At 70.3% G+C, this 12163-nt stretch carries 15 protein-coding genes; 13 read left to right on the forward strand and 2 right to left on the reverse strand.

Annotation, left to right across the window (positions count from 1 at the left end; genetic code table 11):
• The first annotated feature begins 36 nt into the window (after positions 1-36).
• The 8 genes from ACQEVY_RS36165 (at position 37) to ACQEVY_RS36200 (ending at position 5993) form a co-directional block, all read left to right on the forward strand.
• Positions 37-402: a VOC family protein gene (locus ACQEVY_RS36165; RefSeq protein WP_432953712.1), complete on the forward strand. Its 366-nt coding sequence runs from the start codon at positions 37-39 to the stop codon at positions 400-402.
• Positions 403-458: 56 nt separating this feature from the next.
• On the forward strand, positions 459-779 hold the full coding sequence (locus tag ACQEVY_RS36170) for a DMT family transporter (protein WP_432953713.1): 321 nt from the start codon (positions 459-461) through the stop codon (positions 777-779).
• Between the two features lie 31 nt (positions 780-810).
• Positions 811-1347, forward strand: coding sequence for a TetR/AcrR family transcriptional regulator (locus ACQEVY_RS36175; protein WP_432953715.1), 537 nt, complete (start codon positions 811-813; stop codon positions 1345-1347).
• A gap of 97 nt (positions 1348-1444) precedes the next feature.
• Positions 1445-2071 (forward strand): RNA polymerase sigma factor, encoded by a 627-nt coding sequence (locus ACQEVY_RS36180; RefSeq protein WP_432953717.1) that lies wholly within the window; start codon positions 1445-1447, stop codon positions 2069-2071.
• A 2-nt stretch (positions 2072-2073) separates the two neighbouring features.
• Entirely contained in the window at positions 2074-2988 is a 915-nt protein-coding gene (locus tag ACQEVY_RS36185; protein ID WP_432953719.1) for a CU044_5270 family protein, read from the forward strand.
• A gap of 93 nt (positions 2989-3081) precedes the next feature.
• Positions 3082-4071 carry a 2,3,4,5-tetrahydropyridine-2,6-dicarboxylate N-succinyltransferase gene (gene dapD / locus ACQEVY_RS36190; protein ID WP_328772464.1) on the forward strand — a complete coding sequence of 330 codons (990 nt, stop codon included), beginning with the start codon at positions 3082-3084 and terminating at the stop codon, positions 4069-4071.
• Between the two features lie 144 nt (positions 4072-4215).
• On the forward strand, positions 4216-4773 hold the full coding sequence (locus ACQEVY_RS36195; RefSeq protein WP_328772465.1) for a SigE family RNA polymerase sigma factor: 558 nt from the start codon (positions 4216-4218) through the stop codon (positions 4771-4773).
• Entirely contained in the window at positions 4770-5993 is a 1224-nt protein-coding gene (locus ACQEVY_RS36200; RefSeq protein ID WP_432953720.1) for a WD40 repeat domain-containing protein, read from the forward strand. Before ACQEVY_RS36195 ends, ACQEVY_RS36200 begins: the two co-directional genes overlap by 4 nt.
• Here ACQEVY_RS36200 and dapA read toward each other — a convergent pair.
• Complete coding sequence (gene dapA, locus ACQEVY_RS36205) at positions 5954-6889, reverse strand: 4-hydroxy-tetrahydrodipicolinate synthase (RefSeq protein ID WP_432953722.1); 936 nt, start codon at positions 6887-6889, stop codon at positions 5954-5956. The genes ACQEVY_RS36200 and dapA overlap by 40 nt on opposite strands.
• Positions 6890-7062: 173 nt before the next feature.
• Between dapA and ACQEVY_RS36210 the strand changes: the two genes are divergently transcribed.
• The 5 genes from ACQEVY_RS36210 to ACQEVY_RS36230 all read left to right on the forward strand — a co-directional run bounded on the left by ACQEVY_RS36210 (position 7063) and on the right by ACQEVY_RS36230 (position 10034).
• On the forward strand, positions 7063-7200 hold the full coding sequence (locus ACQEVY_RS36210; RefSeq protein WP_432953724.1) for a hypothetical protein: 138 nt from the start codon (positions 7063-7065) through the stop codon (positions 7198-7200).
• The gene (locus tag ACQEVY_RS36215) at positions 7197-7874 is read left to right on the forward strand and encodes a hypothetical protein (RefSeq protein ID WP_432953725.1); all 678 of its coding nucleotides are present in this window, start codon (positions 7197-7199) and stop codon (positions 7872-7874) included. Before ACQEVY_RS36210 ends, ACQEVY_RS36215 begins: the two co-directional genes overlap by 4 nt.
• 53 nt (positions 7875-7927) lie before the next feature.
• Positions 7928-8341, forward strand: a complete 414-nt coding sequence (locus tag ACQEVY_RS36220; RefSeq protein ID WP_432953726.1) for a phage holin family protein — start codon at positions 7928-7930, stop codon at positions 8339-8341.
• Positions 8338-9204 carry a DUF3618 domain-containing protein gene (locus ACQEVY_RS36225; RefSeq protein ID WP_432953728.1) on the forward strand — a complete coding sequence of 289 codons (867 nt, stop codon included), beginning with the start codon at positions 8338-8340 and terminating at the stop codon, positions 9202-9204. The genes ACQEVY_RS36220 and ACQEVY_RS36225 overlap by 4 nt, the downstream gene beginning before the upstream one ends.
• Before the next feature lie 125 nt (positions 9205-9329).
• On the forward strand, positions 9330-10034 hold the full coding sequence (locus ACQEVY_RS36230) for an antibiotic biosynthesis monooxygenase family protein (protein WP_432953730.1): 705 nt from the start codon (positions 9330-9332) through the stop codon (positions 10032-10034).
• A gap of 75 nt (positions 10035-10109) precedes the next feature.
• On the opposite strand, the gene ACQEVY_RS36235 is transcribed toward ACQEVY_RS36230, so the two are convergent.
• Positions 10110-11942 carry an endonuclease/exonuclease/phosphatase family protein gene (locus ACQEVY_RS36235; RefSeq protein WP_432953731.1) on the reverse strand — a complete coding sequence of 611 codons (1833 nt, stop codon included), beginning with the start codon at positions 11940-11942 and terminating at the stop codon, positions 10110-10112.
• Positions 11943-12163 lie beyond the last annotated feature (221 nt).

The raw sequence follows: 12163 nt of genomic DNA on the forward strand, positions 1-12163 counted from the left end.
TGGCGAGGGCGGGGTGGCCGGGGGAGACTGCGGCGTATGGCTGTCCGCTGGTATCAAGTCGCCGTACAGGCACACGATCTGCTGTCGCTGGCCCGCTTCTGGTGCCAAGTCCTGGACTGGCGCGTGGTGTTCGAGTCCGAGGAGGAGGTCGTCATCGCGTCCGCCCCCGACGCGCTGCCGGGGATCTGCTTCCTGCCCGTCGACGAACGCAAAACGACTCAGAACCGGCTGCACATCGACCTCACGCCGGACGACCAGGCGGCCGAGGTCGAGCGGCTGCTCGCGCTCGGGGCCCGCCGAGCCGACGTCGGCCAGGGCGAGGACGTGACCTGGACCGTTCTCGCCGACCCCGAGGGCAACGAATTCTGCGTACTGCGGCCGAAGAAGACGCTCCTCGACTGAAACCGTCCCATCCCGCTTATGTACGGGCGTACGCATCGATGTGTACGCTCGTACGCATGGGATACGCAACGCTCATGGCCGCCATCGCGGCCGAGGTGGCCGCCACGACCGCCATGAAGTACAGCCACGGGTTCACCAAGCTGTGGCCCACCGTGGGGACGTGGGTCGGCTACGTCATCTCCTTCGTGCTGCTCGCGCAGACGCTGAAGACCGTGTCGGTCGGCACGGCGTACGCGATCTGGGCCGGGGTCGGCACAGCGGCCATCGCGGCGATCGGGATCGTGTGGCTGGGGGAGGGGCTGAACGCGGCGAAGGCGGCCGGGATCGCGCTGATCATCGTCGGCGTGGTCGTGCTGCACCTGGGCGGGGGGCACTGATGGGCTGCCATGGCATGAGGGGCGTGCGCTGATGGCCCGGCGTTACGACCCCGACCGGCGCCGGCGGATCATCGACGCGGCCATCCGGGTCGTGGGCGCCAAGGGCATAGCCGGGCTGAGCCATCGCTCCGTCGCGGCCGAGGCCGATGTTCCGCTGGGCTCCACCACGTACCACTTCAAGACCCTCGACGAGCTGATGGTCGCCGCGCTCCGACAGGCGAACGAGGGCTTCGCCAAGCTGGTCGCCGCGCGCGGCGCCCTGGAGGACCCGGGGAGCGATGTGGCCGCCGAACTCGCCGGGCTGGTGGGCGAGTGGCTGGCGGGCGACCGTACGGGAGTGGAGCTCGAGTACGAGCTCTACCTCGCCGCCCTCCGCCGCCCCGCCCTGCGCCCCGTAGCCGCCGAATGGTGCCAGGACCTCGCCGACAGCATCGCCCGCCGCACCGACCCGGTCACCGCCCGCGCCCTGGTCGCACTGCTGGACGGCATCTGCCTCCAGGTACTGCTCACGGGAGTGGAGTACGACGAGGAGTACGCCCGTGACGTGCTGGCCCGCGTGATCCCCTGAGCTTTGGCTGTGCGTGGCGTGTGAGCCGTGAACCTTCCTCGGTCCACCGGGGAACAGGGGGTGACAAGCTCGGCACGACACAGCACGGGGAGGCCTTGTGACGGGACCACCACCGCCACCGGAGGCGCAGGACCAGGATGAACAGGCGCAGGGTGCAGACGTGCGGGACGACGCGGAGGTCGTCGCCCAGTCGCTTGAGCACCCGGAGCTGTTCGCCCGCCTCTACGACCAGTACGCGCCGGACATCCACCGGTATGTGACCCGGCGTCTCGGCGACGGCCCCGCCGACGACATCACCGCCGACACCTTCCTCACGGCCTTCCGCATCCGCGCCCGCTACGACCTGACGCGCCCCAACGCGCGCCCCTGGCTGTACGGCATCGCGGGCAACCTCATCGGCAAACAGCGCCGCGCCGAAGTACGGGCCCTCAAGGCGCTGGCCCGTACCGGACACGACCCCGTCGCCGCCTCCTGGGTCGAGGACACCGACCGCCGCGTGGCGGCACAGGGCCCGCTTGCCGGAGCGCTGGCCTCGCTGTCCGCCGGCGACCGACACGTACTGCTGCTCGTGGCCTGGGCGGAGCTGACGTACGTCGAGGTCTCCGAGGCCCTCGACATCCCCGTCGGCACCGTCCGCTCCCGCCTCAACCGCGCCCGGCGCAAGGTGCGTTCGGCACTCGGCGCGGATCCCGCATTCACTCTGGACGCCACGGAGGTGGTCTGACGATGGACGAGATGACAGCGGTCCGTGACCTGCGGTCTGAGGCCCCCGTGCCCCCGCACACGAGGCTTGCCCCTGGGCGTGAGCTGTTGCTGCGGGAGGCGGCGCGAGGCCGCCGGAGCCGGAGGCTGCGCGCCGACTGGCGGCTCGCCGCGGTGGGCGCCGCCGCGGCGATCACGGCGGCGGCGGTGCTCGGCACCCAGGTGGTGGGCAACGACCGAGATGGAGCGCAGCCGGGGGCCCAGCCGACGTACGTCATGGAGCTGGGCAGCGCGAAGGACCTGCTGAACGAGGCCGCGGACGTGGTCGAGGCCGGTCCCCCGGTCACCGCGCGCGACGGCCAGTGGATCTACGAGAAGGCCGTCGAGGTGAACATCACGGACGACGAGCGGCCGGGACCGCAGACGGACGAGAACTGGACGAAGTACGCCGATCCATCCATGGAGGACGGGCGGGCAGGTGACGATCACTCGCCCAGGGAACAGTACGAGTTCCTCAAGAGCCTGCCCGACGACCCGAAGAAGGTGCGGGAGAAGGCGCGCGAGTTCTTCTACGCCACCGACAAGTCCGAGACCCGTACCGCACACGAATACCGCGCTCTGACCGTCGTCATCAGCCGGGCGTACGCGTACGACGCCGAGGACCTCGCCAAGGTCTACCGGGCCATGGCCACGATCCCCGGTGTACGGGCCGCCCAGGTTCAGGACGTGCAGGGACGCGATGCCATCGCGCTGTACCGGCCGGACAAGAGCAATGGGTGGGACCGGTACGAACTGCTCCTGGATCCCGGCACCTACCTCTACAGCGGTCGGCGGGATGTGGCCCAGCGCGACGGCGAGGAGTGGAAGAAGGGGGAAGCCGTCATCAGCAATGCGCGACTGGCCTTGGCGGTCGTCGACAAGAAGGGCGAGCGCCCCTGAGCGGCGGCTGAGCGGAGCGGCGTGGCGCCCGGCACGTGAGATGCCGGGCGCACCGGTTGGCCCCTCGCGCCCCCGGCCGGTTAGGTTTCCCTCATGACCGACACGACTGCTTCTCGCACCACCGGCGCTGTCGCCGCCGGCCTCGCCACGGTCGCCGCCGACGGCACCGTTCTCGACACCTGGTTCCCCGCGCCGGAGCTCGTCGCCGACCCCGGCCCGTCCGGTACGGAACGGCTGTCCGCCGAGAGGGCCGCCGAGCTGCTCGGCGGAGGCGCGACCGCGGCGGTCGGCCCGGACGCCCGCCGGGGCGTCGAGGTGGTCGCGGTCCGTACGGTCATCGCCTCGCTCGACGAGAAGCCGATCGACGCGCATGACGTGTACCTGCGCCTCCACCTGCTCTCGCACCGCCTGGTTCAGCCGCACGGCCAGAGCCTGGACGGCATGTTCGCGCACCTCGCCAACGTCGCCTGGACCTCGCTCGGCCCGGTCGCCGTCGACGACCTCGAGAAGGTCCGGCTGAACGCCCGCGCCGAGGGCCTCCACCTGGCGGTGACGTCGGTCGACAAGTTCCCGCGCATGACGGACTACGTGGCCCCCAAGGGCGTACGCATCGCCGACGCCGACCGGGTCCGGCTCGGCGCGCACCTCGCCGAGGGCACCACGGTCATGCACGAGGGCTTCGTGAACTTCAACGCGGGCACGCTCGGCACGTCCATGGTCGAGGGTCGTATCTCCGCCGGTGTCGTGGTCGGCAACGGTTCGGACATCGGCGGCGGCGCCTCCACCATGGGCACCCTCTCCGGCGGCGGCAACGTCCGCATCACCATCGGCGAGCGCTGCCTCGTCGGCGCGGAGGCGGGCGTCGGCATCGCGCTCGGCGACGAGTGCGTAGTCGAGGCGGGTCTGTACGTCACCGCCGGCACCCGCGTCACGATGCCGGACGGCCAGATCGTCAAGGCCCGCGAACTCTCCGGCGCCTCGAACATCCTCTTCCGCCGCAACTCGGTCAGCGGCACGGTTGAGGCGCGGCCGAACAACGCGGCGTGGGGCGGGCTGAACGACATCCTGCACAGTCACAACTAGTTCCGCATCAGCTCGTACGGAGTTCCCCGCGCCCCAAGGGGCCGCGGGGAACTTTTCTTTGCCGCGCAGGCATAGCCGGAGAAGGCCGCGCGCGTCACAAGGAATGTGAAGCGGGGGAGGCCCGCCGGGGAAGAGAAGGTGACGATGGATGCCCAAGGGCAGGAGCGCTTCCGGGAGTTCGTGGAGAACCGTTCGTCGGCCTTGCTGAAGACCGCCGTCCTGCTCAGCGGCGGAGACCGGCATGCCGCCGAGGATCTGCTGCAGAGCGCGCTGATCAAGGCGGCGGGCCGGTGGCAGCGGATCGACGAGCCGGAAGCGTACGTACGGCGGATCCTGTACCGGCAGCAGGTGAGCCGGTGGCGGCTGAAGTGGCGAAGACGAGAGCTGACCGTCGCCGAGCCACCCGAGGGGACGGGTGAAGGTGACGCCGCCTCCGCCGCCGAGCTGCGCATCCTCATGCGCGAGGCGCTGGCACGGCTGACCCCGCGGCAGCGGACCGTGCTGGTGCTGCGGTACTTCGAGGATCTGCCGGAGGCCGACGTCGCCCGCATCCTCGGCTGCTCCGTCGGAACCGTGCGCTCCACCACGCACCGCTCGCTCGCCCGGCTGCGCACCCTCGCACCCGAACTGGCCGCACTCGGCCTCGCCGACGCCGAGCAGCCCCCCTCCCGTGACTACTCCCCAGTGGAGGTACGCCCGTGAACGTCGACGAACTGGTGCGTGAATCCCTGCGGGAGCAGGCCACCGAGCAGCCGCCTCTGGGCGCGGGCTTCGCCGACCGCGTCCTGACCGCCCGGCGCCGCCGCCGCACCCGTACGCTCGCGTCCCTCGCCGCGGCCACCACCGCCGTGGTCGCCGTCGCGGTGGCCGTGCCGCTGGCGACCGGGGGCGAGGAGGACGTACGGCCCGCGAGCCAGATGAACAAGAGCGACATCATCGGGCACCCCAACCAGTCGCCGCCGCGCGATCTGATCGCAGCCGGGGACACGGTGCTGTCCGCCTTCTGGGTCTACAAGAACGTCAAACAGCCCAACGGCGACACCATCCACACCCGTACGTACGGCCTGCTGAACCAGAAGACCGGCAAGTACGAGAAGACCAAGAAGTGGGCCTTCCTGGACATCGCACCGGGCTCACGGACGGCCGCCGTGCTGGAAGGCGAGCTGCCCGCCCGGCGCATCGGGCTGCTCGATCTGATCAGCGGCAAGGTGGAGCGCTGGATTCCGGTGGACCGCGGTGTCGGTGGTGTCGACTTCTCTCCGGACGGCGAGAAGCTGGTCGCGACGACCTACGGCAAGAACCCCGACCGCAACTTCACCGACCACCCCCAGAACGTGGACGGCAAGGAGGTTCCGGGACCCGTGTCGAGCCGGACCGGATTCGCCGTCGTGGATGTGGACTCGGGCAAGTCGCAGTGGCACAAGGCGCCGGCCAAGCCGGATGAAACCGGCTGGTTCGGGAACTCCCGCGAGGACTTCGCCTGGAACCATGACGGCAAGCTCGTCTGGGCGCACAGGGCGATGGAGCCGTACCGTGAGTACTACGACGTGAACGGCGACGAGGCGGACTGGCCCGCGAACGAGAAGTCCCTGGGCTACGCCGAAGCGGGTCTCTCGCCGGACGGCAAGCTCGCGGCGGGGGAGTTCGCCGGCGACGGGAAGAAGATCGCCGCCGCGATCAACGACGCGAAGACCGGCAAGCGGGTCACCACGGTGCCGGTCCAGCAACTCCTCGCCTGGGCCGACAACAAGCGGCTCATCGCCTGGGGCTGCGACCCCGAGAAGTGCGGCGGCACGGGGGAGTTCCGCAACCAGCTTCTGTTGGTGACCATCGGCACGAACAAGGTCGTCCCACTGAGCGACTTCCGCAAGGCGAGCGCCGACTACCCAGGCCGGTGGGAGCCGTTGTTCAGCTCGCGCTGACCAGTGCTGATCAGTTCCTCGTACGCAGCCAGCAGCCCGTCGACCGTCTCCCGGTCGGCGGGCCGCAGCGGTCCGCGTACCGGACCGGCGGGCAGGCCGAGCGCACCGAGCAGGGCCTTCGCCGTGACCGTGCCGGGCTGGCCGGAGGCCATCATCAGCTCGATGAGAGGGATGGCCCGGCGCTGCAGGCGGGCGGCCTCCGTGGTGTTTCCGGCGTCGAACGCGTCCAGGATTCCGCGGAGTTGGCGGGGCGCGGCGTTGGCGACGGTGCTGATGTAGCCGGCGCCGCCCACCGCGTACAGGGGGAGGATGAACTCCTCGCAGCCCGTGTAGTACGCCAGGTCCGTGGCGGCCAGTACCTTCTGGGTGCCGAGGAGGTCGTACGCGCAGTCCTTGACCGCCACGATCCGTGGATGTGCGGCGAGGCGCAGCATGGTCTCCGGCTCGATGCGGGTGGCGGTGCGGCCCGGGATGTCGTACAGCGCGAGCGGCAGTCCGGACGCGTCCGCGATCTCCCGGAAGTGGGCCTCGAGGGCGTCCTGGGGCGGCTTGCTGTAGTAGGGCGAGACCACCAACAGGCCGTCCGCGCCCGCCTTTTCGGCCTCCTGGGCGAGCTCGATCGTATGCCGTGTGTCGTACGTCCCGACGCCCGCCACCACCGCGGCCCGGCCCTCGACCGCCTCGGCCACGGCCCGTACGAGCGCGGACTTCTCGGCGTCCGTCGTGGTCGGTGACTCCCCGGTCGTCCCCGACAGCACAAGACCCTCGCACCCGTCCGCGACCAGCCGCTCGGCCAGCGCCTGCGCACCGTCCAGATCGAGGAGCCCTTCCTCGGTGAAGGGCGTGATCATCGCGCAGAGGGTGCGGCCGAAGGGTGGGGCGGAGGGTGTGGTCATGTCCGTAGTTTCGGTATCCCGATGCTGAAGCTCCACTTAATTCTTCTACGAGATATCCGTAAGGAACGCTGTGCGGTGAGCGAACGGGGGCGGGCGGGCGTGGTCTAGGAACTCGGCGGCGTTTGGGTCACCATGGCGAGGACGGTAGTTGGTGATCGGTCACGGGAGGCGTTATGAGGCTGGGTAAGGCGCTCGCCACCGGAGTCGCCGAGGAGCGGCCGCGCGTGGAAGAGGAAGACGTGGAGCTTCAACTCGCTGAGGAGATCGAGGAGTTGGAGTCCGCCGTCGAAGAGGTTCCGGTCGCGCGATGAGATGGCGGCTCCCCGAGGAACGTCCGGCGGAGCCGCCCACCGGATTCAAGATCGCCCACCCGATGCTGTCGCAGGACGGCAGCCGGGCCGGGTTCACCGGTGTGTCGCTGGGCGGCGCGCTGCCGTACGGGGTGCTCGACGAGGCCCACTGTGTGTACGGGCTGCGGCACCGGGCACCCCATCGCCGCTGCGACTGCGGCTTCCACTGTGTGCACGACCGTACGGCGGCCGAGGCCATGCTGTGCACCGCCGAGCACCGGACCGCCGTGCTCCTTGAGGTTTCCGTCCTCGGCGCGTACCTCCGCTTCGAGCTCGGGTTCCGCTACGCCCGGCAGCGGGTCCGTACCGCCACGGTCGGCCCCTGTAGCTGCGGCTCCGTGGCCGTGGCGCTGGCCGACGCCGGATGGGGCAGGCCTGGCTGGCGGGCCCTCGCGGCGAGCTGCGCCGGATGCGTACGCGGCCGGCCGTCCGTATCGCTGGCGACCTTCGCGCGGCTGGGCGGCGAGGGGCTGCGCGTGCGGGCCGGTGCCGCAGCGTCCGGCGGTGACCTGCCCGAGGGGCTCGGCGTGTCCGAGCTGGTCGCCGAGGCCGCGCTGCTGCAGGCGCGGCTCGACTGGTTCCAGACGCAGCTGGCGCGGCTTGAACCGGGCGAGCGCGGGTCCGGACAGGGGTAGCCGCGGCTCGGCGGGGTACTCGGGCGTCCCGAGACGAGAGGAGGCGGGGCGCCGTGACCGAGACCCTGCAGCGGCGGCCGGAGGAACACCACTCGGTGGGTGACCTTGTCGGACAGGCCACCGAACAGCTCTCCGCACTCGTACGGCAGGAAGTACAGCTCGCGAAAGAGGAGTTGGCGCAGAAGGGCAAGCGCGCGGGACGTGGCGGCGGGCTCCTCGGCGCGGCGGGCGCCGTCGCGTACGTCGGTCTGATGGCGCTTGCCGGCACGGGCACCGCCGCACTGGCTCTGGAGCTGCCCGTGTGGGCGTCGGCGCTCATCATCGCGGCCGTGCTCTTCGTGATCGCGGCCATCCTGGGCCTCACCGGCCGCGCGCAACTGCGCCGCGCCACGCCACCCCTGCCTGCGGAGACCCTTGAAAGCGTCCGGGCCGACGTCGATGAAATCAAGGAAAGGGCGCAGCGATGAAGGAGAGGAAGAACAAGAGCGGCTCCGACGCCGCCGAGGCCGCTGGGGCGGCCGGTGCCGCCGGGGCCGGAGAGTCCGCGGAGTCCGCCGCGCCCGAGGGTGCCGCGAAGGCGGCCCGTGGGGCCAAGGGCCCGGACGAACTGCGACAGCAGATCGCGCAGACCCGTGCCCAACTGGGAGACACTGTAGAGGAGTTGGCAGCCAAGGCGGATGTGAAGGGCCGCGCGCGTGCGGGTGGAGCCAAGCTCAGGAGCAAGGCCTCGGGTGCGGGGCACGCCGTGCAGGACAAGGCGGCGCACGCCGGGCACGCGGTACAGGACAAGGCCGCTCACGCCGGGCATGCCGTACAGGCGAACGTGCCGCAGCCCGTACGCAACGCCGCCACGGCGGTCGGCCAAGCCGGGAAGCGACACCCCAAATCGCTGCTGATCGGCGGAGCAGGAGCCGCGATCGCGGCGGCGATTCTGCGGCGTCAGGCCCAGAGCCAGCGCTACATCGCCAGCCCTCGCTTTGCCGTGGGCAGGATCCCCGGCCTCGGCCGCGTTGCCTTCGTCCGCTCCAAGGGCCTGGGCCGCATGGGGTTCCAGCGCACGAAGGGGCTCGGCGGTCTCCGTCGCACGCGGGGCCTCGGCGGCCTCGGTCCGCGCCGCACGAGGGGGCTGGGCGGTGCCGGTCTCCGCGGCAGCGGGGGCTTCCGCCGCACCGGCCTCCGCGGCACGACGGGCCTCGACCGCCTCGGCTTCCGCCGCACGACGGGGCTTCGCCGCCTCGGCATCCACCGCACAAGCGGTCTCCGCTTCCGCCGCGGGTCCGGCCTCGAGCGCGCCACGGACGACCTCCGCCGCGCTGTAGGCCGTCACTGACACCGGACGGAGCCGCTACAACAGCACAGTCACTGTGTAGCCACCCTCTGGCCTTGACCTGAAGTTTGGTTGAGGTCAGAGGGTGGGTGGTGCTCGCACCAAAGCACCGATCACTGGAGGCTGTGATGACGCGCCGTACCGACGCGCACCCCGACCTGACCCGCCCTGACGCGGAAGCCCGGTTCTTCAGCACCTGGCGGGTGGGGACACCCGAGCGGCAGAAGGAGACGGTCGAAGCGATCGCCGCCACCTGGGAGAGCAGGCCCTGGCCGACCGAGGGCCTGCTCGGCTATTACGTCTACACCGGGCACGACGGCACGACCCTGCTGCACCACTCGCAGTGGGCCGACGAGCAGGCGTACGAGGCGTTCACGAAGGTGCATCGGCAAGAGCGTGTCGACGAGATCGACACCGCCGTGCCCGGGATCGAGCGGGTGGCCCTCGGACGGTACCGGCACTACCGCAGCGGCACCCGGCCCGAGGTCGAGCCGCGGGTGCCCGGCTGCATCGTGATCGTCGACGTCGAGTTCGAGGGCCCGGACCCCGAGCGGCAGCGTGCCTGGGTGGACGCCGTGTTCGAGGCCCTGGAGAGCGAGCCGAACCAGCACCCCGGCGGGATCTCCGCCCACTTCCACCTGAGTACGGACGGCACGAGGGTCCTCAACTACGCGGAGTGGGAGAGCGCGCAGGCCCACATCGACGCCCTGTCCGGCCCCGGCAACGGCGTCGGATCGCGCACGCCGCAGTGGGAGCGCGTACAGACGTACCCCGGGCTGAAGGGTTCTACGGTCAGCAGGTACTCGTACGCCCTCGGACTCGTCCCGAAGTAACCCGTACACGCGACGCAAGAAGCGAACGAGCCCGGCCCCCCGGACGACGGGGCCAGGCTCGTTCGCGCACAGGGACTACGGCCTGAACCGGAGCACCTGCGGGTCGTGGTCGCTGATCTGGTCGGCGAACTCCGCGTTGATGTGCACGCTGTCGTAGCGGAAGTCGCAGTACTTGCGGATCGACGGGCTGATCAGGATCTGGTCGAGGACCTGGCTGTTGCCCTGGAAGTCGTAGCTGTAACGCTCGCTCTTCGGCAGGGACTTGATGGCCGAGTAGAGGACACCGTCGTCCTCCAGCAGCTTCGTCGTCTCGGAGAACTCGAAGTCGTTGATGTCGCCGAGCGTGACGACGTTCGCGTTCTTCTGCTTCGCCAGGATGTCCTTGACGAAGGCGTTCACCGACTTCGCCTGGAGGTGGCGCTGGGTCTCCGAGGAGCGGACCGGCGGCTGGAACTGGGAGTGCAGCGCCTGGTCACCGCCCTTCGACGCGAAGTGGTTGGCGATCACGAACACGGTCTTGCCGCGGAAGACGAACTCGCCGGCGAGCGGCTTGCGGCTGTTCTTCCACGCCTCGGCCGCCGGGTCGATACGGCCCGGGGACGCCGTCAGCTGCGCCTTGCCGTTCGCCTTCGTGACGCCCACGGCGGTCGTCGCGTCGCCGCCCGCACGGTCGGTGAAGGACACGCGCTCCGGGTTGAAGAGGAACACCTGGCGTATGTTGCCGCCCGGCTCGCCGCCGTCCGCGAGGTTCACCGGGTCGATGGCCCGCCACTCGTAGACCGGGCCGCCCGCCGCGGTGATCGCGTCGGTCAGCTTGCGCATCGTCTCATCGGCGGCGACCGTGCCGTCGTTCTTCGAGCCGTTGTTGTCCTGGATCTCCTCCAGGGACACGATGTCGGGCGACTGCAGGTTCTTCACGATCGCGGCGGCGTGATCGGCGAAGGAGTCGTCCGTGGGGTCGAGGTTCTCGACGTTGTACGTCGCCACCGCAAGCTCGCTCCGCGACTGCTTACGGGTCGTCTCGCGCTCAAGGCCACCGTCGGCGACCGTGCCCAGGGTGCGGGCGGTCAGCGTGTAGCCGCCGAACTGCGTGTAGTCGAGCGGGCCCTCGGTGGTGCCCTTCAGGGTGTCGCCGACGTTCGCCGTCGGGAACGGCTGCGTGGCGGTCGGAGTCAGCGACTGGATCTGCAGCCGGCCGGTGTTCTGCGAGTCGTACGAGCCGTAGACGGTGCCGCCGCGGCGAGTCGGGTTCTCCCACGGCTTCACCGTCACCCACAGCTCGGAGAACGGGTCGGTGGCGGTGACCACGCGCGAGGAGCCGATCTTGACGTTCATGCCCTCCAGCGACTCGTAGAAGTCGAGGGCGTACTTTCGCGGCTGCAGCGCCAGCCCGTTGACCGAACCGTTCGCGCCCTTGTCGCCGGTCGGCGCGTACGCGCGCGGTACCGAATGACCGGCGATGGTCGTGGCCGCCGGAAGCGCGTTGCCGCTCGACTCCACCGTCACCGTCGGCCTGGTGATCTGCGTGAGCGACTGGTTGCCCGAGTTGGCGCCGCCCGGCACGAACTCCGTGACGGTGCCCGACACCTTCACCGAGTCCCCGACGGCGACCTTCGGCGTGGAGCTGGTGAAGACGAAGATGCCTTCGCTGGTGGCCGGGTTCTTGTCCGCGGACGGGTCCTGGATCCAGAAGCCACGGGACGAACCGTAGGTCCGTACGCCCGTCACGATGCCGGTCACATCCGTGACCTGCTGCCCCGCGAGCGGGGAGGTCCGGGTGCTGCCCTGGATGTCGTGGACGGCCACCGCCTCCGCCTGGGCGGAGCCGGTGAACACCACGGCGGAGACGGTGGTACAGACGGCTGCGACGGTGAGCGCGGCTATGCGCGCGGAAGACTTGCTCGGCAACGGAATCCCTCCGGGGACGTACATGAGCGCCGGGACGAGGGTGGTGCAGGAAGTGGTGCAGAGGGTGGTGCAGGGAGTGGTGCAAGGGGCTGGCGGAACCAGTGGAGTCTGTGGAGCCGTTGAGCTCTACGCGCGTCAATCTCGTGTGTGGCAAGGTGACTTGTCAAGGTTTCAGCCATGTACGGGTTCTGACAGGTTCATGAACTAGGCCGAGTGGGTTG

It is taken from the genome of Streptomyces sp. CA-288835, from assembly GCF_050936385.1.
GTDB lineage: Bacteria > Actinomycetota > Actinomycetes > Streptomycetales > Streptomycetaceae > Streptomyces.

Bases quoted from the DNA above. Each gene is read 5' to 3' on its own strand.
- ACQEVY_RS36165 (WP_432953712.1), top strand. From the start codon at position 37: ATGGCTGTCCGCTGGTATCAAGTCGCCGTACAGGCACACGATCTGCTG.
- ACQEVY_RS36170 (WP_432953713.1), top strand. From the start codon at position 459: ATGGGATACGCAACGCTCATGGCCGCCATCGCGGCCGAGGTGGCCGCC.
- ACQEVY_RS36175 (WP_432953715.1), top strand. From the start codon at position 811: ATGGCCCGGCGTTACGACCCCGACCGGCGCCGGCGGATCATCGACGCG.
- ACQEVY_RS36185 (WP_432953719.1), top strand. From the start codon at position 2,074: ATGGACGAGATGACAGCGGTCCGTGACCTGCGGTCTGAGGCCCCCGTG.
- dapD (WP_328772464.1), top strand. From the start codon at position 3,082: ATGACCGACACGACTGCTTCTCGCACCACCGGCGCTGTCGCCGCCGGC.
- ACQEVY_RS36195 (WP_328772465.1), top strand. From the start codon at position 4,216: ATGGATGCCCAAGGGCAGGAGCGCTTCCGGGAGTTCGTGGAGAACCGT.
- dapA (WP_432953722.1), bottom strand. From the start codon at position 6,889: ATGACCACACCCTCCGCCCCACCCTTCGGCCGCACCCTCTGCGCGATG.
- ACQEVY_RS36210 (WP_432953724.1), top strand. From the start codon at position 7,063: ATGAGGCTGGGTAAGGCGCTCGCCACCGGAGTCGCCGAGGAGCGGCCG.
- ACQEVY_RS36215 (WP_432953725.1), top strand. From the start codon at position 7,197: ATGAGATGGCGGCTCCCCGAGGAACGTCCGGCGGAGCCGCCCACCGGA.
- ACQEVY_RS36225 (WP_432953728.1), top strand. From the start codon at position 8,338: ATGAAGGAGAGGAAGAACAAGAGCGGCTCCGACGCCGCCGAGGCCGCT.
- ACQEVY_RS36230 (WP_432953730.1), top strand. From the start codon at position 9,330: ATGACGCGCCGTACCGACGCGCACCCCGACCTGACCCGCCCTGACGCG.